Annotated in this window: 22 protein-coding genes; 9 read left to right on the top strand and 13 right to left on the bottom strand. The window is 37.9% G+C overall.

Translation table 11 applies throughout. The annotated features are described in order from the left end of the window. Positions 1 to 45: 45 nt before the first annotated feature. Both F985_RS09960 and F985_RS09965 read left to right on the top strand, forming a co-directional pair. Positions 46 to 1,401, top strand: coding sequence for a dicarboxylate/amino acid:cation symporter (locus F985_RS09960; protein ID WP_004700526.1), 1,356 nt, complete (start codon positions 46 to 48; stop codon positions 1,399 to 1,401). A gap of 159 nt (positions 1,402 to 1,560) precedes the next feature. Further along, the gene (locus F985_RS09965) at positions 1,561 to 2,706 is read left to right on the top strand and encodes an acyl-CoA dehydrogenase family protein (protein WP_004700529.1); all 1,146 of its coding nucleotides are present in this window, start codon (positions 1,561 to 1,563) and stop codon (positions 2,704 to 2,706) included. Between the two features lie 50 nt (positions 2,707 to 2,756). Here the strand turns inward: F985_RS09965 and F985_RS09970 are convergent, their stop codons facing one another. Together F985_RS09970 and F985_RS09975 are read right to left on the bottom strand one after the other, a co-directional pair. Further along, the gene (locus F985_RS09970) at positions 2,757 to 3,380 is read right to left on the bottom strand and encodes a hypothetical protein (protein WP_004700531.1); all 624 of its coding nucleotides are present in this window, start codon (positions 3,378 to 3,380) and stop codon (positions 2,757 to 2,759) included. A gap of 89 nt (positions 3,381 to 3,469) precedes the next feature. Next, entirely contained in the window at positions 3,470 to 4,411 is a 942-nt protein-coding gene (locus tag F985_RS09975; protein ID WP_004700532.1) for an alpha/beta hydrolase, read from the bottom strand. A 184-nt stretch (positions 4,412 to 4,595) separates the two neighbouring features. On the opposite strand from F985_RS09975, the gene pheA reads away from it, so the two are divergent. From pheA to F985_RS10000, 5 genes are all read left to right on the top strand, one after another. Continuing rightward, the gene (gene pheA / locus F985_RS09980) at positions 4,596 to 5,705 is read left to right on the top strand and encodes a prephenate dehydratase (protein ID WP_002049199.1); all 1,110 of its coding nucleotides are present in this window, start codon (positions 4,596 to 4,598) and stop codon (positions 5,703 to 5,705) included. Positions 5,706 to 5,813: 108 nt separating this feature from the next. After that, positions 5,814 to 8,060 carry a bifunctional prephenate dehydrogenase/3-phosphoshikimate 1-carboxyvinyltransferase gene (locus F985_RS09985; RefSeq protein ID WP_025469094.1) on the top strand — a complete coding sequence of 749 codons (2,247 nt, stop codon included), beginning with the start codon at positions 5,814 to 5,816 and terminating at the stop codon, positions 8,058 to 8,060. A gap of 127 nt (positions 8,061 to 8,187) precedes the next feature. Further along, the gene (locus tag F985_RS09990) at positions 8,188 to 8,571 is read left to right on the top strand and encodes a hypothetical protein (protein ID WP_004700537.1); all 384 of its coding nucleotides are present in this window, start codon (positions 8,188 to 8,190) and stop codon (positions 8,569 to 8,571) included. A 233-nt stretch (positions 8,572 to 8,804) separates the two neighbouring features. Beyond that, positions 8,805 to 10,235 carry a formylglycine-generating enzyme family protein gene (locus F985_RS09995; protein ID WP_004700539.1) on the top strand — a complete coding sequence of 477 codons (1,431 nt, stop codon included), beginning with the start codon at positions 8,805 to 8,807 and terminating at the stop codon, positions 10,233 to 10,235. 151 nt (positions 10,236 to 10,386) lie between these two features. Next, on the top strand, positions 10,387 to 11,847 hold the full coding sequence (locus tag F985_RS10000) for an aminoacyl-histidine dipeptidase (protein WP_004700541.1): 1,461 nt from the start codon (positions 10,387 to 10,389) through the stop codon (positions 11,845 to 11,847). 35 nt (positions 11,848 to 11,882) lie between these two features. Here the strand turns inward: F985_RS10000 and rtcA are convergent, their stop codons facing one another. From rtcA to F985_RS10025, 5 genes are all read right to left on the bottom strand, one after another. Further along, the gene (gene rtcA / locus F985_RS10005) at positions 11,883 to 12,929 is read right to left on the bottom strand and encodes an RNA 3'-terminal phosphate cyclase (protein ID WP_004700542.1); all 1,047 of its coding nucleotides are present in this window, start codon (positions 12,927 to 12,929) and stop codon (positions 11,883 to 11,885) included. A gap of 259 nt (positions 12,930 to 13,188) precedes the next feature. Continuing rightward, entirely contained in the window at positions 13,189 to 13,647 is a 459-nt protein-coding gene (locus F985_RS10010; protein ID WP_004700545.1) for a DIP1984 family protein, read from the bottom strand. Between the two features lie 20 nt (positions 13,648 to 13,667). Continuing rightward, a complete protein-coding gene (locus tag F985_RS10015; RefSeq protein ID WP_004700548.1) occupies positions 13,668 to 14,168 on the bottom strand; it encodes a hypothetical protein in 501 nt (166 codons plus the stop codon). Between the two features lie 4 nt (positions 14,169 to 14,172). After that, positions 14,173 to 15,441, bottom strand: coding sequence for an RtcB family protein (locus F985_RS10020; protein ID WP_004700550.1), 1,269 nt, complete (start codon positions 15,439 to 15,441; stop codon positions 14,173 to 14,175). Between the two features lie 255 nt (positions 15,442 to 15,696). Beyond that, on the bottom strand, positions 15,697 to 16,671 hold the full coding sequence (locus F985_RS10025; RefSeq protein WP_004700552.1) for a ribonuclease Z: 975 nt from the start codon (positions 16,669 to 16,671) through the stop codon (positions 15,697 to 15,699). 67 nt (positions 16,672 to 16,738) lie between these two features. Between F985_RS10025 and rtcR the strand changes: the two genes are divergently transcribed. Continuing rightward, on the top strand, positions 16,739 to 18,337 hold the full coding sequence (gene rtcR, locus F985_RS10030; RefSeq protein ID WP_004700553.1) for an RNA repair transcriptional activator RtcR: 1,599 nt from the start codon (positions 16,739 to 16,741) through the stop codon (positions 18,335 to 18,337). Between the two features lie 59 nt (positions 18,338 to 18,396). On the opposite strand, the gene F985_RS10035 is transcribed toward rtcR, so the two are convergent. Next, positions 18,397 to 19,029, bottom strand: a complete 633-nt coding sequence (locus F985_RS10035; RefSeq protein WP_025469095.1) for an alpha/beta hydrolase — start codon at positions 19,027 to 19,029, stop codon at positions 18,397 to 18,399. A gap of 125 nt (positions 19,030 to 19,154) precedes the next feature. On the opposite strand from F985_RS10035, the gene yaaA reads away from it, so the two are divergent. Next, the gene (gene yaaA, locus F985_RS10040; protein ID WP_004700559.1) at positions 19,155 to 19,934 is read left to right on the top strand and encodes a peroxide stress protein YaaA; all 780 of its coding nucleotides are present in this window, start codon (positions 19,155 to 19,157) and stop codon (positions 19,932 to 19,934) included. A gap of 198 nt (positions 19,935 to 20,132) precedes the next feature. Here yaaA and F985_RS10045 read toward each other — a convergent pair whose 3' ends face one another. The 5 genes from F985_RS10045 to F985_RS10065 all read right to left on the bottom strand — a co-directional run bounded on the left by F985_RS10045 (position 20,133) and on the right by F985_RS10065 (position 22,865). Next, a complete protein-coding gene (locus tag F985_RS10045; protein ID WP_004700561.1) occupies positions 20,133 to 20,918 on the bottom strand; it encodes a thiazole synthase in 786 nt (261 codons plus the stop codon). 13 nt (positions 20,919 to 20,931) lie between these two features. Next, positions 20,932 to 21,129 (bottom strand): sulfur carrier protein ThiS, encoded by a 198-nt coding sequence (gene thiS, locus F985_RS10050; protein WP_004700562.1) that lies wholly within the window; start codon positions 21,127 to 21,129, stop codon positions 20,932 to 20,934. 13 nt (positions 21,130 to 21,142) lie between these two features. Next, positions 21,143 to 21,508, bottom strand: a complete 366-nt coding sequence (locus F985_RS10055; RefSeq protein WP_004700563.1) for a DUF423 domain-containing protein — start codon at positions 21,506 to 21,508, stop codon at positions 21,143 to 21,145. Between the two features lie 111 nt (positions 21,509 to 21,619). After that, positions 21,620 to 22,486 (bottom strand): RNA polymerase sigma factor RpoH, encoded by an 867-nt coding sequence (gene rpoH, locus F985_RS10060; protein ID WP_002049311.1) that lies wholly within the window; start codon positions 22,484 to 22,486, stop codon positions 21,620 to 21,622. A gap of 133 nt (positions 22,487 to 22,619) precedes the next feature. Further along, positions 22,620 to 22,865 (bottom strand): sulfurtransferase TusA family protein, encoded by a 246-nt coding sequence (locus tag F985_RS10065; RefSeq protein WP_004700566.1) that lies wholly within the window; start codon positions 22,863 to 22,865, stop codon positions 22,620 to 22,622. Between the last annotated feature and the right edge of the window lie 131 nt (positions 22,866 to 22,996).

Genomic DNA, 22,996 nt, shown 5'->3' on the forward strand with positions numbered 1-22,996 from the left:
TTTGATATTTCCAACGGACTTGGAAATATAGATTGAAGTAAAGTTATGGCTAAAAAACCGATTTATAAATCACTTTATTTTCAGGTGATTATTGCGATTATTGCGGGTGTTTTGGTAGGGCATTTCTCTCCAAGTACAACGCAAATAGTGAATGGTGTTGAACATCATATTCCAGGTTTAGGTGAGCAACTCAAGCCATTAGGTGATGCTTTTATTCGTTTGATTAAAATGATCATCGCACCTGTTATTTTCTGTACAGTGGTCAGTGGTATCGCTGGTATGGAAAGTATGAAGTCAGTTGGTAAAACTGGCGGTGTTGCGTTGTTATACTTCGAGATCGTTTCAACAATCGCACTTCTGATTGGCCTTGTGGTGATTAACATTGCAAAGCCAGGTGTAGGAATGAATATTGATCCTACAACCCTAGACACTTCAGGTATCCAAAAATACGTTACTTCTGGTGAGTCACAATCTACCGTTGATTTCTTAATGCACATTATTCCTGACACGGTTGTAGGTGCATTTGCAAATGGTGAAATCTTACAGGTCCTTCTTTTTGCAATTCTTTTTGGTTTTGCACTTCATAAGTTAGGTGATGCAGGACGTCCAGTTTTAAAGTTAATTGATCAAATTGCACATGTATTTTTTAACATTGTAAATATGATCATGAAGCTTGCTCCATTGGGTGCATTTGGAGCAATGGCATTTACTATTGGTAAATATGGTGTGGGGTCACTCGTACAATTAGGGCAACTTATTATTTGCTTCTATATTACGTGTCTGCTCTTTATCTTCTTGATTTTGGGTACAATCAGCCGTATCAGCGGTTTTAGCATCCTTAAGATGATTCGTCTAATTCGTGAAGAACTCTTAATTGTGCTTGGTACTTCTTCTTCAGAATCAGTCTTACCACGTATGCTGCGTAAACTTGAGATTGCTGGTTGTGAAAAGTCTGTAGTCGGTTTAGTTATTCCGACGGGTTACTCGTTTAACCTTGACGGCACTTCAATTTATTTGACCATGGCTGCAATTTTTATTGCTCAAGCCACAAATACACAGCTTGATATCCAGCATCAAATTACTTTGCTTTTGGTACTTTTAATTTCATCTAAAGGTGCAGCAGGTGTAACAGGTTCTGGTTTTATTGTTATGGCGGCAACTTTATCTGCTGTTGGTCATATTCCAGTTGCAGGTTTGGCATTAATTTTAGGTATTGACCGTTTCATGTCAGAAGCACGTGCTTTAACCAACCTTGTTGGTAACTCTCTAGCAACAATTGTGGTTGCTAAATGGGTAGGTGCTTTAGACAAAGATAAATTAAATGATGCATTAAATAATCCAGAGGACGTGGATAGAAAAATGCTTGAGCCAAAAAGTGTTGTTGCTGAAGCATCTCACTAAACAATATGATTGATAAAAAGGGAGCTTAGGCTTCCTTTTTTATTAGCTGACTGAAAAGTACAGTTTTAATGAGCAGCTATGTCATGACAGTAACTAAAAAAATGATTAGCATGCTCAGCAATGAGAATTGATAAAACAATAAAGCTGAAGGAAAATATTATGTTGGCATACGATGCAGATTTAGAATTATTTCGTGATAATTTTAAACGTTTTATGAATGAGCATATCGCTCCACATTATGACCAATGGGAACACGAAGGAATTATGCCGCGTTCAGTTTGGAATCAACTGGGCGAAAATGGCTTTTTATGTGTAGATGTTCCAGAAGAATACGGTGGTTATGGCGTTCCAACTTACTATTCATTAATGTTGGTTGAAGAATCTGCTCGAGCTGGTTTTTGCGCATTATCAACTGCTATTTCTTGTCACTCTGAAATTGCTGCACCATATATTTTACATATTGGAACTGAAGAGCAAAAACAATACTGGTTACCAAAAATGGTTACTGGTGAAGTGGTTGGTGCAATTGGTATGACTGAACCGGGTGCTGGTTCAGACTTACAATCAATGCGTACGAGCGCCATTTTGCAAGATGACCATTATTTACTAAATGGTTCAAAAACCTTTATTTCAAATGGTCAACATGCTGACCTTGTGGTGCTTGCAGTAAAAACCGATCCTCAAGCGCGTGCGAAAGGGGTGTCATTATTATTGGCTGATACGCATTTAGAAGGCTTTAAAAAAGGTACCAACCTCGACAAAATCGGTCTGCATTCTCAAGACACATCTGAGCTATTTTTTGACAATGTTAAGGTTCCTAAAAACCAGTTACTCGGTCAAGCTGGGCAGGGGTTTGCTTACTTAATGCAAGAGTTACCACGTGAACGTACAGCGATTGCATCTACCGCTATTGGCGCTATTCGTGGTGCAATTGATTTGGCAACGGCTTATGTAAAAGAGCGTCATGCATTTGGTCAACCTATTTCTCAGTTCCAAAATACGCGTTTTGTTTTAGCTCAAGCAAAAATTGATGAGCTTGCTACGGCTGCTTTTTACGAGAGAAACGTTGCTCTATATCAAGAAGGTAAGCTAGATGTGGAAACAGCAGCAGCACTAAAAAGCTTCAGTACAGATATGCAAATGAAAGTCGCAGACAACTTGCTGCAACTCTTTGGTGGTTATGGTTATATGACTGAATATCCAATTTCACGTTTCTTTGTAGATGCTCGTATTCAGCGTATTTACGGTGGTACAAATGAAATTATGAAAGAAATCGTAGCGCGTGGTTTAATTGGTAAAGCCTAATTAAATAGTTTTAAAAGAAGCCTACCTTTGAGTAGGCTTCTTTATATTACCTATTTGTTAGTTCGATAAATGACAGGATAGTCTTGTTGCTTGGGTAACATGTGTAAGGCCTGATTGATCTTTCTTAAAAATGCATCGGCTTCATCTTGACGAAAAGAGTCTTCGGTATATTTGCTACGTTTTTGATTGATGCCACAACCCGTTATTTCCATATTTTCAGGATTAAATGACCAGTCATTTGGATTCTTTAAGTTAATGTCTAAATCACTTTCACAGCTTTTCCATAAACGTAAAAACTCATTTGATAATTCTGTTTTAAATCCTCGTGCTGGATAGACCGAGAAGCCTTTCATTTCGGGATTAGAAAACTGTATAAACATGTCTACTGGCATACCGCCCCAAATGATTGCTGTATTTTCTGGTAAAGCAATGCCTGATAAATTTTTCTCATTTAAAGAATGTTTTTGCTCAAATTTTTGCTTGAAAGCTTGCGACTGATAGTTCAGTTTAGTTTCGGCTGGGATTGGAATACCACGAACTTGATTGCTGGTAGTTGTCATATAGTACGGAGAATTATCAGTACCATTACATCCTGCGATTATTGGACAACCGCTACAAGCAGTTAAACTATAACTTGCAAGACTCAGTAGACTTAAAACAATAATTTTATTCATTCTATTTTACTGTTCTTTTAACATCTTTAAGCAGTATAGCTAATCTAGGCTTTAAGATGAGTTCAGCATTTTGAAATTTGAGTAATTTCTTATTCCGTTGCCTTCTCACTCTGTTCATCAAATAAAGATTTGCAGCTTTCTAGATCTTTGCACGAAGCAAACATAAGGGCTTTAGGCAAGCTCGCATACAAATTTGTAATGTGTTGCTCAGCAGGATTATAAAAATGCCAATAATTAAATTGGTTTGAACGTTTGTTTTCTAAAGCTTTAAAGAAATCTGTTTCATTAAACTTATTATTAGATTGAGTACGAGGCCCACCTTGCTCATGTGTACCGACTGTGGTCATGAGTAAGGGATGATTTGATTTTTGACTTTGCCAATGCTTTAACTGTTGAAATAACATACCTTGGTCAAACCACAGAGAAGGGCTTGCAGCGAAGTAACGTTGAAATGCATCTGGCTTTTGAAAAAAATGATAAAGCACAAACAAGCCTCCAAAAGAGTGCCCATAGATACTTTGTTGCTGGCTATTAATTGGAAACTGTTGTGCAATTTCAGGTTTGAGTTCGTTATTTAAAAATGCAATAAACTGATCAGCACCGCCATATTTATATTTACCTTGAGCCTGAAATTCAGAAGAAGGTTTTGGAGTGTAATCATAAGCACGCTTTTGCACATCAAAGGTTTTTTGCTTAGGATAACCAACCGCTACAATCATAAGTGGATCAAGTCCTAATTTTGTAGAGCCAGCGCCAATCGACTGAGCAATATTGACAGCACTTGGGAAAGTTGCATTTCCGTCTAGTATATATAGTACGGGATACCCATGTTGTGGTGGGGCAACAGGTGGTTTATAAATTTGAATAAGATAATCATGGCCTGTATTTTTAGATTTGATTTGGAATTGTGCCTGATTGTTTTGAAAAACGATTTTTGATTGATTTTGTATAGCCGTTTCAGCTAGAACATTACCGCTTATTAAAGTACTCAAGATAAAACTAGAAGAAAAAAAGAAAAATGATTTATGCATGACAGATAAGAATAAAATTTATTACTCAAATCACAAATGAAAATCATTATCAAATAAAGGCATCAAAAGAATGTCCGCAAAAAGGTTAATGAAAAAAGCTCTTACAGCCATATTGCCTAACAAATCAAAGCAGACTATTGTTATACTCTCGTTTAAAAGATGATTTTACTGAGGCTGCATTCCAATGATCAACGATGATCAAAACAAAACGACTTCTCTTAGTTTAGAACAAATTCGCGAAGATATTGATAGTGTTGATCAACAGATTCAAGAATTATTAAATCGCCGCGCAAGCCTTGCTGAAGCTGTTGCTAAAGCTAAATTTGCTTCCGAAGAGAATCCTTTGTTTTATCGTCCTGAACGTGAAGCGCAAGTCTTACGTAAAGTGATGGAGCGTAACCAAGGTCCTTTATCTGACGTTACTATGGCGCGTTTGTTCCGTGAAATTATGTCTGCTTGCCTTGCTTTAGAAGCTCCGCAAAGTATTGCATTTTTAGGACCAGAAGGTACTTTTACTCAATCTGCTGTGCTTAAGCATTTTGGTAAGGATGCAGTTGTTCGTCCATTACCAACTATTGATGAAGTGTTCCGTGAGGTGGAAGCGGGTAGTGCACATTACGGTGTAGTTCCAGTTGAAAACTCATCTGAAGGTATTGTGAACCATACTTTAGATTGTTTTAAAACATCTAACTTAAATGTGATTGGTGAAGTTGAATTGCGTATTCATCATCAATTCTTAGTCTCTGAAAATACACGTAAAGACAGCATTAAACAGATTTATGCTCACCAGCAAACTTTGGCCCAATGTCGTCAGTGGTTAGACGCGCATTATCCGGGTGTTGAACGTGTTGCCTTAAACTCAAATGCAGAAGCTGCACGCCGTATTCGCAACGAATGGCATTCAGCAGCAATTGCATCTGATATTGCAGCAGGTATGTATAACCTTGAAATTTTGCATAGCAATATTGAAGATAACCCAGAAAATACAACTCGTTTCTTAGTCATTGGTCGTGAAAAAATTCCACAAAGCGGTAATGACAAAACATCGTTATTAATTTCAGCACATGACCGTGCAGGTGCTTTATTAGAAATTTTAGCGCCGTTTGCAAAACATAATATCAGCTTAACGAGCATTGAGACTCGCCCAGCGTTACCTGAAAAATGGGCCTATGTATTCTTTATCGATTTAGAAGGTCATATTGATCAAGAGAACGTTGCTGCGGCAATCAATGATATTCGTCCAATGGTAAAAGAGCTTCGTATTCTAGGTTCTTATCCTGCTGCTGTTCTCTAATCACTCATGTTGGAATAATGGCATGTATCAAAATAGAGCATGTCATTATGCTTAAAAATAAATTGCTCAGAGGTTTAAATCACTTTGAGCAAAAGCAAAGTTGAAGTTATGTCACAACCCCTATTTAAAAAAGTTGCATTTATTGGTTTAGGACTCATCGGGTCGAGTTTGGCGCGTGTTATTTTTGCAGAAAAATTGGCGACAACAGTTGTTGCATCTACACGCTCACAGAAAACTTTAGAAGATGCAAAATCACTTGGCTTAATACAAGAAGGATTTTCCGATCCTGTAGAAGCTGTGAAAGGGGCCGATTTAGTTGTTTTAGCCTTGCCAGTACGTGCTACACAAAAAGTGCTCGAGCAAATTAAACCGTATTTGTCAGAAACTACGATTGTAACTGACGTGGGTAGTACAAAAGGTAATGTTGTAGATGCAGCAAAAGCTGTATTTGGTGAAGACTTACCTGTAGGTTTTGTGCCGGGACATCCTATTGCTGGTAGTGAGCACACAGGTGTTCATGCAGGTAAGGTTGATCTATTTGCAAATCATAAAGTGATTTTAACGCCGTTGCCAACAAGTGCAGAATGGGCTGTTGATAAACTGATTCAACTATGGTCGGCTGCTAAAGCTGAAGTAATTTGTATGGATGTTGCCAAGCACGATGAGGTTTTGGCACATACGAGTCATTTACCGCACTTAATGGCATTTAATTTGGTTGAGCAACTTGCAAACCGTGAAGATAATCTTGATATTTTCCGCTATGCAGCAGGTGGTTTTCGTGACTTTTCAAGGATTGCGGCTAGTGATCCTCAAATGTGGCATGACATTTTCTTTGCCAATAAAACAGCGATATTAAATGCTGTTGATGGCTTCGAAAAGCAACTTACAGTACTTAGACAATTGATTGAAAGCGAAGACTCTCATGCATTAATGGGTTTACTCGGTCATGCTCAGGCAGCACGTCAGCATTTCAATCATATGTTAGCCAAAAAACCTTTAATGGAGAAAAATAAGGTGACACAGCAATTCAGTATCTTACCGGGAAATAAGGCTTTTAAAGGTAAATTTACCGTACCGGGTGACAAATCTGTGTCACATCGCTCCATTATGTTTGGTGCTATTGCCGAAGGCACTACTCATGTAACTGGCTTCCTCGAAGGTGAAGATGCTTTGGCAACTTTGCAAGCTTTCCGTGATATGGGTGTAAGCATTGAAGGCCCTAAAAATGGTGAAGTGACCATTCATGGCGTAGGTATGCATGGTTTAAAAGTGCCAGCAAGTGCATTGTATATGGGTAACTCTGGTACAAGCATGCGTTTGCTTTCAGGTATGTTATCAGCGCAAAAGTTTGATTCAGTGATGACAGGTGATGCATCACTTTCTAAGCGTCCAATGGAGCGTATTGCTAAGCCATTACGTTTAATGGGTGCGCAAATTCAGACTACAGGTGAGAAAGGTACACCACCTGTAAGTATTACAGGTAGCCAGCACTTAAAAGGTATTCAATACGATTTACCTATGGCATCTGCTCAGGTGAAATCAGGTATTTTACTTGCTGGTTTGTGGGCAGAAGGCGAAACTTCGGTAACTGAACCAGAACCAACTCGTGACCACACAGAGCGCATGCTTCGTGCATTTGGTTATGAAGTTAAAACTGAAGGCAACAAGATTTCACTTGTGGGTGGCGGAAAATTAGTAGGTACTGATATTCAAGTTCCATCTGATATTTCATCTGCTGCTTTCTTTATGGTGGGGGCTGCAATTACTGAAGGTTCTGATGTTGTTTTGGAAGCTGTAGGTATTAACCCAACACGTACTGGTGTAATTGAAATTTTAAAACAGATGGGTGCAGATCTGACTGTTGAAAATGAACGTATTGCTGGTGGCGAACCTATTGCTGATATTCATATTAAAGGCTCACGCACGCTTAAAGGCATTCATATGCCTGAAGACCAAGTACCTTTAGCAATCGATGAATTCCCAGCTTTATTTATTGCAGCGGCTTGTGCCGAAGGCCAAACAGTATTAACTGGTGCGGCAGAACTTCGCGTGAAAGAATCTGATCGCATTCAGGTGATGGCAGATGGCTTAAAAATCATGGGTATTGACTGTACGCCAACTGAAGATGGCATCATTATCGAAGGTAAAGGCAAATCTGGCGATTGGTCACCAATCTTCGCTGGCGGTGAAATTGAATCACACCACGACCACCGTATTGCTATGAGTTTTAGTATGGCAGGTCTTCGTAATTCTGGTCCGATTACAATTCATGGTACTGAAACCGTTGCTACAAGTTTCCCAACTTTCACTGAGTTGGCGAATCGTGCAGGTTTAACAATAGAAGTTAGCCAATAACTTTTTACCTAACACATTTTATAATTGCTAACACAATAGCAACGGCAGCAGCGAGCTAAAAGCTTGGCTGCTGTTTGTTTATTGCTTATGCTAAGTGCAGATAATGATAATAGTGTTAGGACAAAGGATGAAAAAATTACAATTTATTGCCAGTTGCCCACAACATGGGGTGCTTGATCATCCACCAAATGAATGCCATATCACTCAAGAATATGTAGCGGCTTTATTATTTAAACAATTGGGGCATTATGGTTTCGATGCACAGCATATTGTGCATGAACATGAAAAGGTAGAAGTGAGTATTGATAATCATCTTTTACCTTTGTCTATTACTTGTCAAAAAACAGACCATGATGGACACCTGATGTGTGAAATTTCTGCCAATCCAGATGAAGAACAAGACTGGTTTGAGAAAATTGAAACACAAAGCATTATTCGCCAGCTTGCACAGGCCGTTGAAAATAGTTTGAAAGCCGATCAGAGTTTTTCCCAATTTGTTTGGAAGTCTTGATCAATTAAATATATTTTATGAAGTAAGGGTGAACATATTTGTTCACCCTTTTTATTTATTAATATTGATAAGAATTAATTATTTTTGTAGTGACATTATTTAATAAAAATTAACAAATGAAAAAATAATATTGTTTGAATTTTGAACTAATTTTCTATTAATTTAAAAATGCTTTTTAACAAAGAACTACTCAATTTCCTCTTCTTATTTATATTATTTTACAGAGAATTAACATGAACATAATTTCCAGTAACTATTCAAAAGGCTTTGGTATATTGATTATCTCCTTATTATCAGCGTGTAATAGTGATGATAATGATACGACCATAAACTCAACAAACCAGAAGTTGCTAGAAGGAACAATTACTTCTTTAGAGAATCTTAAGCAAAATCTAGTATGGCAAGAAAATCAGTGTGATAGTGTCTATTCTAAAGTGATCAGTGAGGCAGCAATTGCTCAAAAATCAGCGGCAGAACTAAGAGCCAATATCGCTAGTTCAAATAATTTAGGAGTTTTTCTTGATAATCAAATTATTCCGAAACTAGCTCAGCTTACCGATGAGTCGACTGTATTAAGAGCGAGGTGTAATGCTCCAGACTATGATGGAACAGGCGTAAGTATTGAACGACCTGCCATGCTAAGGGAAATGTTAAGTGAATGGCAAGGAACAATTAATTTATTAATTCGTCAAATCAATAACCCGCCAAATATGAATCCTGAAATTAAATTAGCCTCATTAACCAACACCAATATTAATCAATCAACTCTAGCAAAGTCTAAATTCAAAGATTGTTCAGATAGTTTTTGTCCGGAAATGACGGTTATTCCAGCTGGCAGCTTTTTAATGGGTGGAAATATAAATGAGCAAGAGCAACAAAATGTACCGGCTCAATCTCGACCATACGAATTACCTCAACATTTAGTACAAGTCGAAAAACCATTTGCAATGTCAACTTATGAAACAACAATTGCTGAGTTTCAGGCTTTCCAAAAGGAAACTGGATGGGAAGTCGAGGGGTGTCGTAATTGGGAAACACGCAATGGTGTTTTCAATATGTGGTATCGAGATGATTTAAATCCGAATAATTCGGGTATGAATCAAACATCTCAGGATCCTGTTGTATGTGTACGCCGTGAAGATGGAAGAGAATTTGCGAAATGGTTATCTAAAAAAACAGGTCAGACCTACCGTTTACCAACAGAAGTTGAGTGGGAATATGCGGCGCGTGCTGGAACGACAACAGCGTATTATTGGGGAGATGATCTTAATCTTGATCAAGCTTGTAAATATGCAAATGTGTTAGATCCAACTACAGCCGCGGCAATACCCCAAACCAGTGGTTGGAGTCTATTTAATTGTACGGATGGTTATGCATTTACGTCACCAGTCGGGAAGTTTTTACCAAACAATTTTGGTTTATATGATATGAGTGCCAACGCACGAGAATGGGTGGATGACTGCTGGCATTCAAATTATGAAAATGCTCCTAGTGTGAATCGTCGCTGGGGTGAAGAAAATAATGGACAGTGTAATTTCCCAGTTTTGCGTGGAGGGGCATGGATATATAACACTTATAATGTGCGAACTGCTTATCGTAATGCATATGTAACTTCACAAGCTCGTTCAATTATGTGGGGATTCCGTTTGGTTCGCGAAATTTAGCTTTGATTTTTATACCTAATATATTCTACATTTAAAGTCATTTTTTTAATTTATCAGCGTCGATTTTAATAAAAAGCTAAAACTGCGCTGATAAATTCTTATCTTTCAATAAACCTACGTTTATTAAGAATATTTGTGAGAGTATAAATATATGGTGCCATTTGATTTTTCGAACTTATCTCCTCAAGTTGTTTGGCAGCATTTTCAAACACTTTGCACTATTCCACGTCCCTCAAAGCACGAACAGCAGCTTCGTGAGTTTTTAAAAAACTGGGCTGAAAGTCGAAATTTAGAAACTTACGTAGATGAAGTTGGTAATTTAATTATCCGTAAGAATGCGACTGCGGGTAAAGAACATGTGTCTGGCGTTATTCTTCAAGGCCACTTAGATATGGTCACACAAGCCAACACTGGCACAGTACACGATTTCCTTAAAGACCCAATTCGTCCAATCCTTGAAGATGGCTGGTTAATTGCTAAAGATACTACTTTAGGTGCCGATAATGGCATTGGTGTAGCCTTAGCTTTAGCTGTATTAGATTCAAATGATATTGCTCATGGGCCAATTGAAGTTCTCTTAACAGTCGATGAAGAAGCAGGCATGAGTGGTGCACGGCTTTTACAGGCAGGTGTACTAAAAGGAAAATGGTTATTTAATATTGATACGGAAGAATGGGGCGAGTTATATCTCGGATGTGCTGGCAGTATTGATGTTGAAGTAGAACAATCACTCACGTATGAACCAATTTCTGAAAATTTGACGGTTGTAAATATTCAGGTAGCTGGTCTTAAAGGTGGTCACTCTGGCGTAGATATTCATTTAGGACGTGGCAATGCTAACGTTATTTTGGCTCGCTTTTTAAATCAATATTTAGGCTCACTTGGTGGGCATCTTGTTGAGTTTACAGGTGGTACGGCCCGTAATGCTTTACCGAGAGAAGCTGTAGCGACTATTGCAATTTCATCTAACCAATTGCCTAAATTAGAAAAATTACTCGATGAATATCAAACAGCATGGAAAAAACAGCTACAAGGTATTGATGACAATCTGCAATTAATTATTCAGCCTACTAGCGTTGAAGTGACCGAAGTGATTGCTCAACAACAGCAAAACGAGTGGTTACAAGCTTTAGCAACAAGTCCTTATGGCGTTGCAAGTATGAGTCAAGCTTTACCAGACGTAGTTGAAACTTCAAATAATATTGGAGTGGTGAGACTAAATAGAGAAGGCGGAAAAGCTGTTTTAATGGTTCGCTCAATGGTGAACCAAGAAGCTCAAGATTTTGCAGAAAAAATTCAGGCGCATTTTCGTCAATTTTATATCGCCTCTATACTCACACCATTAGTTTCAGGTTGGACACCAAATCCTGACTCGGCTGCTTTAAAGTGCTTACAGCAGGCCTATCAAAAGGCATTTAACATTGAGCCAAATCTTAAAGTGATTCATGCAGGCTTGGAGTGTGGAATTATTGCCGAGCATTATCCACATTTACAGATGGTTTCGTTTGGCCCGGATATTCAAGGTGCGCATGCGCCGGGTGAGCGAGTAAAAGTAGAGACCGTAGATAAATGTTGGAAGTTATTGGTAACCGCTTTGGCATCTGTAGAGTAATTTTTTAAGAAATAAGAAGCTCAGTTATGAGCTTCTTAAACTTTAACCTTTACGTGAAAATGATCTGGACTTAACTCGATAAATTCGATTTCACAATCAATAAATTTTTCAATCATGTCTGCTTGAGTACGAGTGTGCTCGCTAATACATTGTGCGGTGAATTCACCACCTTGACCTAAAGCTAAAGGTAGAAGCAATTGATCTGCCAAATATTCATCTACAACAGCCTGCGAAGATAAATATAGCTTTACATCTTTTGCTAAATGATCAGCTATTTGCTCTGCACTTTTGCTCTTCTCACCTAAGGCTGTAAATAGTTGGCTGTGATATTGATAAGTAACTTTCACATATACTGTATTGCCTTGGCTAATTCCATTTAAATGAAATTGCTGCTGAGAGCTTAAGTTTAGCTTTTTACTTAATGTGGTTAATTCGCGTTGTGCAATTTGTGCTTCTTCTGAAAGATTTAATACTGCTGCAAAAGCCTCATTGCTTTGTAAAACACCACGATCTAATAAATTTAGCTTGTTTCGATTTTGCCATGGCTGAATGGTAACTTGAATTTCACCCGCACCAATTGGAAAGAAGCCAGCTTTATTTAATTTAAAATCTACGTTAATTCCAATCTTCGCTAGAGCAGGTAAAAAGCAATGTTCAATAAAATCTGCTGTTGGTGCAAGTGGATTATGTGTACCGCCTGAAATGGTGAGTTCGCTAGCTTCATTTTGTAATAACAAAACAGGTAGAAGCGTTTGTAAAACCAGTGTTGTACTACCGGCTGAACCAATTTGAAATTGATATTTACCACTTCGAACATGCTGAGGTGCGAAATATAAACGCTGGCTATGTAATTCAGCGCCTTCCACATAAGCTTGGCTAATTTGTTGAGATGCCTGTACACAAACTAAATGTTGACGCATTAGCCCAGGTTTTTTACGTCCTGCACGTATATTAATTAATTCAAACGGTTGGCTTGTAATCATTGAAAGCGCAAGGGCAGTTCTTAAAATCTGTCCACCACCTTCACCTTGTGAACCATCAATTTGAATGGCTTTTGGCATATTTGCCAAAACTGTATTCACTTCTATTTTCCTTATTTTCTAATTTAATGAACATACTGTCAGTACATGGTAATGCGAAGTAACGCGTGACTTTGCTTTTGACAAAGGTTTGCTAGGTGCATAGTGCTGAGCCTGATAAGTGAATATCGATGCACGGCTCACATGCTGCCATAGCCGCCTGAATTATTTTCAATCCCTCAGATCGGAGTAATGTAGGATCTTGTACTCGCCCAGTATGTCCAAACTTTGATTGTGAAAATGATTTCACAAAATTCATTGTTTAATCGATTAGATCAATTTGCCAATTAGCAGCCTGAATTTTTACGTTTAAGTCTCGTAGTTTCGCACTAATATCATCCGCCTGCTTTTGTAAGTTAGAAACAGGAATGACTTTCTTCCACTTAATTTCACGTGAGCTATAACGATCAGGTTCTCGATGTGTATTGGCAATTGCATCGATTAAAATCTTATGCTGTTCAGCATAATTATCGCGCAAGCTTAATAGAGACAATAATACTCTGCCATCTTCCAGTTTTGCTTGTGCATTGGTCAAATGAATACGACAAATCAATTGATTGCTTTCCTGAGTTAAAGCAAATATCTGTTTGATCAGTTCATTTGGATCTTCACTAGGTTCATCACCGTCTTGTACCAATACATTGGCATTAATTCGTTGTTTTAACGAAGCAAGCTTTTTTTGTTGATCGCTTCGAAGTAAAAGTGCTTCTGCGAGTTTCATTTTATTTACCCGTATCAGTTTTAAGTGTTGGCTTCAAAAGTAACCAGAATTTCTGCATCTTTACCTTGGAGGTAAAGATGCTGCCAATGTTGGAGATACTTCGGAAGGTATTTATTTGGTGGTCTTATATAGCCCTGTTGGGAATCTTTTAATTCTCCGATTAGACCTTCAATATATGATTTTAAATAAACTGCAATTACCGTGAATTGCTTATCACTTAACGTGGAAAATAGATTTTTACGAAAAAAGTAATCTATTGTTTCAGTGGGTGTTCCTATACTTTTCATTTGAAATTGCCAGTCTACAAATTGTGGATCATCACACATTTTCTTCATGCTTCTCCAAATGGATTTAGAAGTAAAGAATTGCTTGAAGTTCTCATAAATTGGCATATTTTCATTGAAATTTAATAGTTCTATATAACAGTCAAATTGTGGTTGAAATGCTGGATCTAAAGCATTTGCTGTTATACATATCCCTTCTAAAATGTGATTGAATTTTTCTATATCTATATTTTGCATAGCATTAACCCTTCACACACACCACTTGTCTTAATGTATAAACCACTTCAACCAAATCGCTTTGGGCTTTCATTACATCTTCAATTGGTTTATATGCCGATGGAATTTCATCAATAACTGCTGCATCTTTACGGCATTCCACACCTTCAGTTTGTGCAATCTGATCTTCTACGGTAAAACGTCGTTTTGCTTCAGTACGGCTCATAACACGGCCAGCACCATGAGAACATGAACAGAAAGATTCCTGATTTCCAAGTCCACGTACAATAAACGACTTCGCACCCATTGAACCTGGAATAATTCCGTATTCACCTAGACGCGCACGGACTGCACCTTTACGAGTGACCATTACTTCTTCACCGTAATGTTCTTCCTTTTCCACATAGTTATGGTGACAGTTCACTGCTTCCAAACGTGCCTGAAAAGGCTTTGGTACAATCGTAGCCAAGGCTTTAATCGCAGATTGCATCATGATTTCTCGGTTCTTCATCGCAAAGCGTTGAGCCCAACCTACAGCAAACCAGTAATCATCAAAGTGTTCAGTTCCTTCTACTAGGTATGCTAAATCTTTATTTGGCAAATTAATGAAATGCTTCTGCATGTCTTTACGGGCAAGTTCGATAAAATGATTACCGATAGCATTTCCTACACCACGAGAACCTGAGTGCAACATAATCCAAACATGATCATGCTCATCTAAACAGATTTCGACAAAGTGGTTTCCAGTACCTAAAGTCCCCAAATGTTTGCGGTTATTGGTGTTTTTCAAGCGTGGATGTTTTGCACAAATGTATTCAAAATCTGCAACCAGATCGATCCAAGCTTGATCTACCATTTCTGGTGGAGTTTCCCATGAACCACGATCACGTCCGCGCTTAGTCATTCCATGGGGAATTAATCGCTCAAGTTCAGTACGTAGAGCATGTAAGTTATCTGGTAAATCTGAAGCAGTTAAGCTTGTACGGGTTGCCATCATTCCACAACCAATATCTACACCCACAGCAGCAGGAATAATTGCCCCTTTGCTTGGAATCACGCTACCAATAGTTGCTCCTAAACCGAAGTGTACATCTGGCATTACAGCCATCCATTTATAAATAAAAGGCATTTGTGCTGTTTGTAATAATTGTTGTTTTGAGTTGTCATCAACAAGCACGCCTTTAGTCCACATTTTGACTGGCATACTTTTTTCATTTTGCAGAACTTCATAAGAACGTTGTTGCTGCTTTTGTTCAAACTGAGCTTGTTGGTTAATTTCTTCAATGACAGACATTTTCTTTTCCTTTCAAAGCCTGCCTGCCAAGCGTTTGCAGGCAGGTGTTATTCACAATATCCGAATGATGTTGTGTGCTTTGTACTATTGCACTGAGTGTGCCAACTTTTAAAAATATACTTAATTAAAAATATAAGTTATTGAAAATAATATATAAAAACAATTGTTATTTCTGCGCAACTAATTTCTGTTGGAAATTTTAATATTTAAAAGATATCTAAAAGTATATTTAAATATCTTTTTGGATATATGTATTTAATGTGTCTTCCCGTTTTTATCGACTTTTAAAAGCTGTCCAGCTTCATTTAAAGTAAATTCATCAAAATCATTTGCTAAATAAAAATGACCTTTATAAAACTGGCGAACTTCTTCAGTAATAGCTTGTTGCCCAGCTTTATCCTGATGTCGGGGGCTAAAATGCGTTAGAATTAAATTGCTTAAAGATTGCTCTTCTGCAAATTCAGCCACCATTTTTGCTGAGCTATGCATTGGACCTTTGCCGACTTTATCTAAAACCGTTTGTAAGTATGTGGACTCATGAATAAGGAGTTGAGCATCTTTGCAAGCGTCAGCTAATAGTTCTGGTTGGTCATTATCACCACCTATAATTGCATGAACTTGTTGATTTTGAATTTTGATAAAGTCTTGAGCTTTTAATGTTTGTCCTTCAAATTCAATATTGTAGCCTCGTTTCAAATGGCCCCACATATCGCCTTGAGGTACGCCAAGTTGAGTTAGAGCTTGGGTATCTAACTTCTTATGAATAGATTTGATATAAATGCTAAAAGCAAAACTTGGAACACGATGGCTTAGAGGGTGTGCTTGAACAATGAATTCGTCAGTGATTTGTTGTGGCTGCGTTGCTTCATTCACATCAATAAATTGAAGGGAATAGGGTAAATGTAAATCTGTAAGTTCGGCAGTGATTTCAAACCATTGCTGAATTTCTTTCGGTGCAATCACGATTAAGGGTTTGCTACGGGCATTCATGCCTGCACTTGCTAATAAACCAACTAGACCATAACAATGGTCGCCGTGAACATGTGTAATACAAATGGCAACTAGGTTTTGTAGTGAAAGTTTAGCTTGTTGAATACGGTGCTGTGTCCCTTCGCCAGCATCAATTAAAATCCAGTCCTTATTTTTGCTGTTACGAACTGCTAATCCTGAAACATTACGCGTCAGGGTCGGTACACCTGAAGATGTGCCTAAAAAAGTAAAATGAAGCATATTCTTGGAATTTTTTGGTCAAATGCGTATTGTATATTATAGACACTTATAAAATTTTATAGAAATTATGGCGGATACAAAGAAAACAGTTGTTATTGGCTTTGTCGGTTCTACACTTGATCAGGGGAGAAGGCCAGATCGCTGGCAGCGTTGGCGTCCTACACTTAGCCTGTTAATGCATGAAGATTTGCTTGTAGATGAATTGGTACTTTTACATGATCGACAACATCATAATTTAGTTAAATCTATAGCAGCAGATGCTAAAGAAATCTCTCCACAAACTGAGGTTTCTGGACATAAGGTAAGTATTAAAGATCCTTGGGATTTTGCTGAAGTTTATGGTGCACTCTATGACTTTGTAAAAACCTATCCGTTTGATGTCGAAAAAAATAACTATTTACTGCATATCACGACAGGAACGCATGTTGCTCAAATTTGTTGGTACTTATTGGTAGATGCACATTATTTGCCAGCTCAACTCATTCAAAGTTCACCTAATCAACACAAGACATCAGAAGGTGAATATAGAATTATTGATCTGGACTTATCTCGATACGATGTTTTAAAACAACGCTTCGATGATGAGCAAAAGCAAAATTGGCAACAACTTAAAGCCAATATTTCTACTCATAATAAAGCGTTTAATCAGCTTATTGAGGAGGTTGAATTAGTTGCAACCCGCTCTAGTGCACCTATTTTAATTATGGGGGCAACAGGGGTTGGTAAGTCTCATTTGGCAAAACAAATTTTTCAGTTAAAGAAAGATAAATTTCAATTAAGCGGCCGTTTTATTGATGTTAACTGTGCAACCTTGCGTGGTGATAGTGCCATGTCGACCTTATTTGGTCATATAAAAGGTGCATTTACAGGCGCAGCTGCATCTCGTGCTGGTTTATTAAAAAGTGCTGACCAAGGCATTTTATTTTTAGATGAAATTGGTGAATTGGGACTTGATGAACAAGCTATGCTGCTAAAAGCGCTAGAAGACAAAAGCTTTTTTCCTGTTGGAAGTGATAAGGAAATTCAGGCCGATTTTCAGCTAATAGCGGGTACTAACCGTGATTTGCGTAATGAAGTTCAAGCTGGCCGATTTCGTGAAGATTTATGGGCTCGTTTGAATACGTGGACATTCTTTTTACCTAATTTAAAAGATCGTGTAGAGGATATTGCACCCAATATTGATTTTGAGTTACAGCGTTTTGCTGCAATTCATCAAAGACAATTACGTTTTCAACGTGAGGCATTAGAAACATATTTAAAGTTTGCTAAATCGGCAGATGCATCATGGCAAGGAAATTTTAGAGATTTAGCAGCGAGCGTAACTCGTTTAGCAACTTTATCTCAAGGTGAGTTAATTCGTCGTGAAGCTGTAGAAAAAGAAATTGAGCGCCTAAGGCAACTTTGGCTTATTCAGGGTGAATCTTACAATGGTAAAAATACAGATATTTTGTTGAACTATTTGAGTCCTGAGCAGCTAGAACAAATAGATGAATTTGATCAGATTCAATTACGAGGTGTGCTCAAAGTCTGTGAAAATTCAAAATCAATGGCAGAGGCGGGAAGACAACTCTTTTCAGTATCTCGCCAACAACGTAATACAACAAATGATAGCGACCGAGTAAAAAAATATTTGGCACGTTTTGGGTTAAGTTGGAATAATTTTTAGCAGTTACTGTGCTTATGAAATGATGGACATAGACTCAATCTATGCCCATCAAATACACTTTATTTCATGATAATAAAGCGTGTAATGATTTGACGAAGCTGTTTTAAATAACCTGTAAAGAAGTGGTTAGCGCCTGGTAAAATCGTAATTGGATGCTTCTGTGGTTTTGCCCATGCAATTGCATCTGAAAGTAAGGTAATGTCATCTTGCTCACCATGAATGAGTAGAATATCACCTTGAATTTCTGGAGTTTTATAGTGACGTAAGCCCACTACAGTCGCTGTTGGCAAGCCACACAAAATTAACTGTACTGGTTGTAATTCTGGGCTAAGCTGCGCATGGCATTTTGCCAAAACGTGTGAACCGAAGCTAAAACCGCCTGCATAGAACGGCAAGCCTTCATGAAGCTTACGAACATGCTCAATCACAGCTAAAATATCTTCGGTTTCACCATGACCTTCATCATGAATGCCTTCACTACCACCTAAACCACGGAAACTTGGGCGGTAAACAATACAACCATATTCATTAAAGATTTGGGTTAAAAGAGCAGGGACTTTATGTTGAGGAGTTCCACCTTGCAATGGATGCGGATGGCAAACGACCGCAAAGCCTTTGATTTCACCTTCAGGGCGGTCTACAAAAAGTTCAATTTTACCAACTGGACCCTGAATGAAAATTTGCTCAGACATATAAGAATCGATAAATAACAATACGTATTCCTATTTTACCGATAGTCGTCATTGAAAACACGAGTTAGCATTAAAAAATATCTACTGTTATAGTTGGTATTAAGAATAATTTTTTCAGGTTGTCTATGCTTGCTTTAATTTCTCCTGCAAAAACTTTAGATTATGAAACAGCGTTACCTACAGATGAGTTTACTCAGCCGCGCTTATTAGAAAACTCAGCACAATTAATTGATGTTTGCCGTAAACTTTCCGCTTCGGAAATTGCGACTTTAATGAGTGTTAGTGAAAAAATTGCCACACTCAATGCAGATCGTTTTAGAGATTGGAATCCCGAATTTAATTTCTCAAATGCTCGCCAAGCAATCTATGCATTTAAAGGTGATGTTTACACTGGTTTAGATGCTTATCATTTAAAAGACAAAGATATTGATTTTGCACAGCAGCATTTGCGTATGCTCTCTGGTCTATATGGTTTATTGCGTCCTTTAGATTTAATGATGCCTTATCGTTTAGAGATGGGCACTAAATTAAAAAATACGCGTGGCCATAATTTGTATGAATTTTGGGGTGATATTATCACTAACCAGATTAATGAAGACTTGGTCGCAATTAAATCTGAATTATTAGTAAATCTAGCTTCGGATGAATATTACAAGTCTGTGAATGAAAAGAAAATTAAGGCTGATATTGTGAAGCCTGTTTTCCTTGACCAGAAAAATGGCAAATATAAAGTCATTAGTTTCTATGCGAAAAAAGCACGCGGTTTAATGGCTCGTTTTATTATTGAAAACCGATTAAATAAAGCTGAAGACATCAAAGCGTTTAATACAGAGGGTTACTACTTTGATGCTGATAACTCATCTGCAAAAGAGTTGGTATTTAAACGTGATGAGCAAGTGGCTTAGCCTTACTCAAATTAAACTCTAGCAAGATGTAACTATCGTGAGGTGGCATGGATGCCACCGTTTCGCTGTATTACATGGATGTAATATCAGCGAAACAAAAGATTTTTGTTACTTTTCATCTTTGAAAAGTAAAATGCCCATACAAGTTGCACTGAAATTACAACGGCAATTAAAGGCTATGTTCTTGCAAGAAATAAATTATTTAAAGAAATAACCTGTTTCTGGTGAGCTTGCATTTGCCATGCGTTTACGTGGCATACGACCAGCTAAAAATGCTTCACGTCCTGCTTCAACAGCTTTTTTCATTGCAGAAGCCATCAAAATAGGATTTTGGGCAGCTGCAATTGCAGTATTCATGAGTACGCCGTCACAACCAAGTTCCATCGCAATAGCGGCGTCACTTGCTGTACCAACGCCTGCATCGACTAAGACAGGTACTTTTGCATTTTCTTTAATAATTGAAATAGTGTGAGGATTTAAAATACCTAAACCTGAACCAATCAGACTGCCTAATGGCATAATCGCAACACAGCCCATACTTTCAAGTTCTTGAGCAATGATTGGGTCATCAGACGTATAGACCATAATTTCAAAACCGTCATCAATCAAAGTTCGAGCGGCTTTTAAAGTCTCGGTTACATTTGGATATAAGGTTTTTTCATCACCTAAAACTTCGAGTTTTACCAAGTTGTGACCGTCTAGAAGTTCACGCGCTAACATACATGTGCGTACTGCGCTATCAGCATCAAAACAACCTGCGGTATTTGGCAAAATTGTATATTTTTCTGGTGGAATGACTGAAAGTAAATTCGGTTGATCTGGATTTTGTCCAATATACACACGACGAATTGCGACAGTTACAATTTCTGCACCACTGGCTTGAATAGCTAAATCCGTTTCATTTAAGTCTTTATATTTGCCAGTTCCTACCAATAAACGAGATTGAAAAGAACGTGAACCAATAATGAGAGGGGTGTCTTGCATGGATAACTCCGACTTAGCCGCCGCCAACAGCGTGAATAATTTCGATACGGTCATGTTGAGCAATCGTAATTTGCTCTAATTTGCTTTTAGAAACGATTTGCTGATTGTGTTCAACAGCAAAACGTTTTCCTTCAAGTGCCAGTTCCTGAATGAGTTGCAACAGGTTTTGGCTAGGCGTGTCCGTTAATTCGCCATTTAAATAAATTTGCATGATCACATTCCGATTATTTAGCGTATTTGAAAGCATTCCAAGCCAAGATCAGCCATCCAGCAATCACTAAGGCTCCACCGATTGGTGTAATTGCGCCTAATATTCGTGGTAAACCTAGTGCCATGATATAAAGCGAACCACAGAAAAATAGAATACCAATTTGAATAAGCAAGAAAGATAACTTGATTGGAAAGAGAGGAAGAACCTTACTTAAAATACCAAGTGCTAGTAGGCCTAAAGCATGATAAAAAAAGTAATCGGTTGCAGTCTGCCACCAAGCAAGTTGCTCAGGACCCGCGTGAGCTTTAAGACCATGTGCTCCAAAAGCACCCAACATGACTGCAAAAGCAAGATTAAGGGCTGAAATGGCAATCCACATAACAAAAAACGCTACTGAATAATGAAAGGCAACGTTACCATAGAATAGGTTGGCTAAACATAGCCAGATAAAACAAAAGGGCTTATCGCCCTTTTATTTTTTTCATTTAATTTAGCTTGCTGACATTGCGACTTTAATTTTTTCCATCGCATTTTTTTCAAGCTGACGAATACGTTCCGCAGAAACATTATATTCAGCAGCAAGCTCGTGTAGGGTAGATTTATCATCATCTAACCAACGACGCTGCAAAATATTACGCGAACGATCATCTAACTGATCCATGGCGTCATGTAAAGCAGATGTGCTTTGCTCTTCCCAGTCTTCATTTTCAACTAAACGAGCAGGGTCGTAGCGGTTATCTTCAAGATACAACGCAGGCGCTGTGTGTGGTGTGTCATCGTCGTCATCGCCTTGTGCCTCAAAGGCAGCATCATAAGCGGTTAAACGACCTTCCATTTCCAGAACTTGTTCTGGAGTTACATTTAAGTCATTAGCAATCGATTGAGCTTCTTCGAGCGTTAATTTTTTACTCGATTTTTTTAGGCTACGTAAATTGAAAAATAATTTACGTTGAGCTTTTGTCGTTGCAATTTTGACAATACGCCAGTTGCGAATAACGTATTCGTGAATTTCTGCCTTAATCCAGTGGACGGCAAAAGAGACAAGACGTACGCCCATATTTGGGTCGAAACGTTTTACGGCTTTCATTAAGCCTAAGTTACCTTCTTGAATAAGGTCGCCTTGTGGTAGGCCATAACCTGCATAGCTGCGCGCAATATGAACGACAAAACGTAAATGCGACATTACCAGCATTTTTGCGGCATCAAGATCTTGGTCATAATAATAACGTTCAGCAAGTTCTTTTTCTTGCTCGGCCGTTAAAATAGGAATCTGATTGACAGTACTGATATATGCACCAAGGTTTACACCGGGCGCAGACAATGACAGGGGCATCAATTGATTGCTGCTGTCACTCATGAGTTCTCCTTATAGGATAGGATGGATTAACCAATAAATTCATCTTAATTTGAATTGTCTTCATAATTAAGGAAAATTGGGTAGAAAAATGTAAAATTTTATGCAGTTTCTAATCTTTTATTTTATCAAAGAATCATTGAGTTTCAATTAAATAGTGAAACTCTCTTTCCGAAATCTGCATGGTTTGACACATAAAATGATGTAAATTGCAGTAACGGGTTACATCAATTTCACTATGTGGGTCAGATGACTTTAATAAAAACAGTTGCTTTCCAGATAGTTTTTTAAGCTCACGTTTTAACATTAATAAAGGCATTGGACATGGTTGACCAAGCGCATTAATTTCAATGGGGGTAATAGCAGAAGAGGTAGTGCTCATTCATCATAAAAACAACTAAAAAAAATATTCTAACAAATTTTCTTATGAACTCTAGCTGTTTTATAAAATTATGAGGTCACGGATTCTTATAAAAATTCTAGTCATAAGGTGTTTAAAAAAAGAGCTAAAAA

This window comes from Acinetobacter seifertii (assembly GCF_000368065.1).
Taxonomy (GTDB): Bacteria; Pseudomonadota; Gammaproteobacteria; order Pseudomonadales; family Moraxellaceae; genus Acinetobacter; species Acinetobacter seifertii.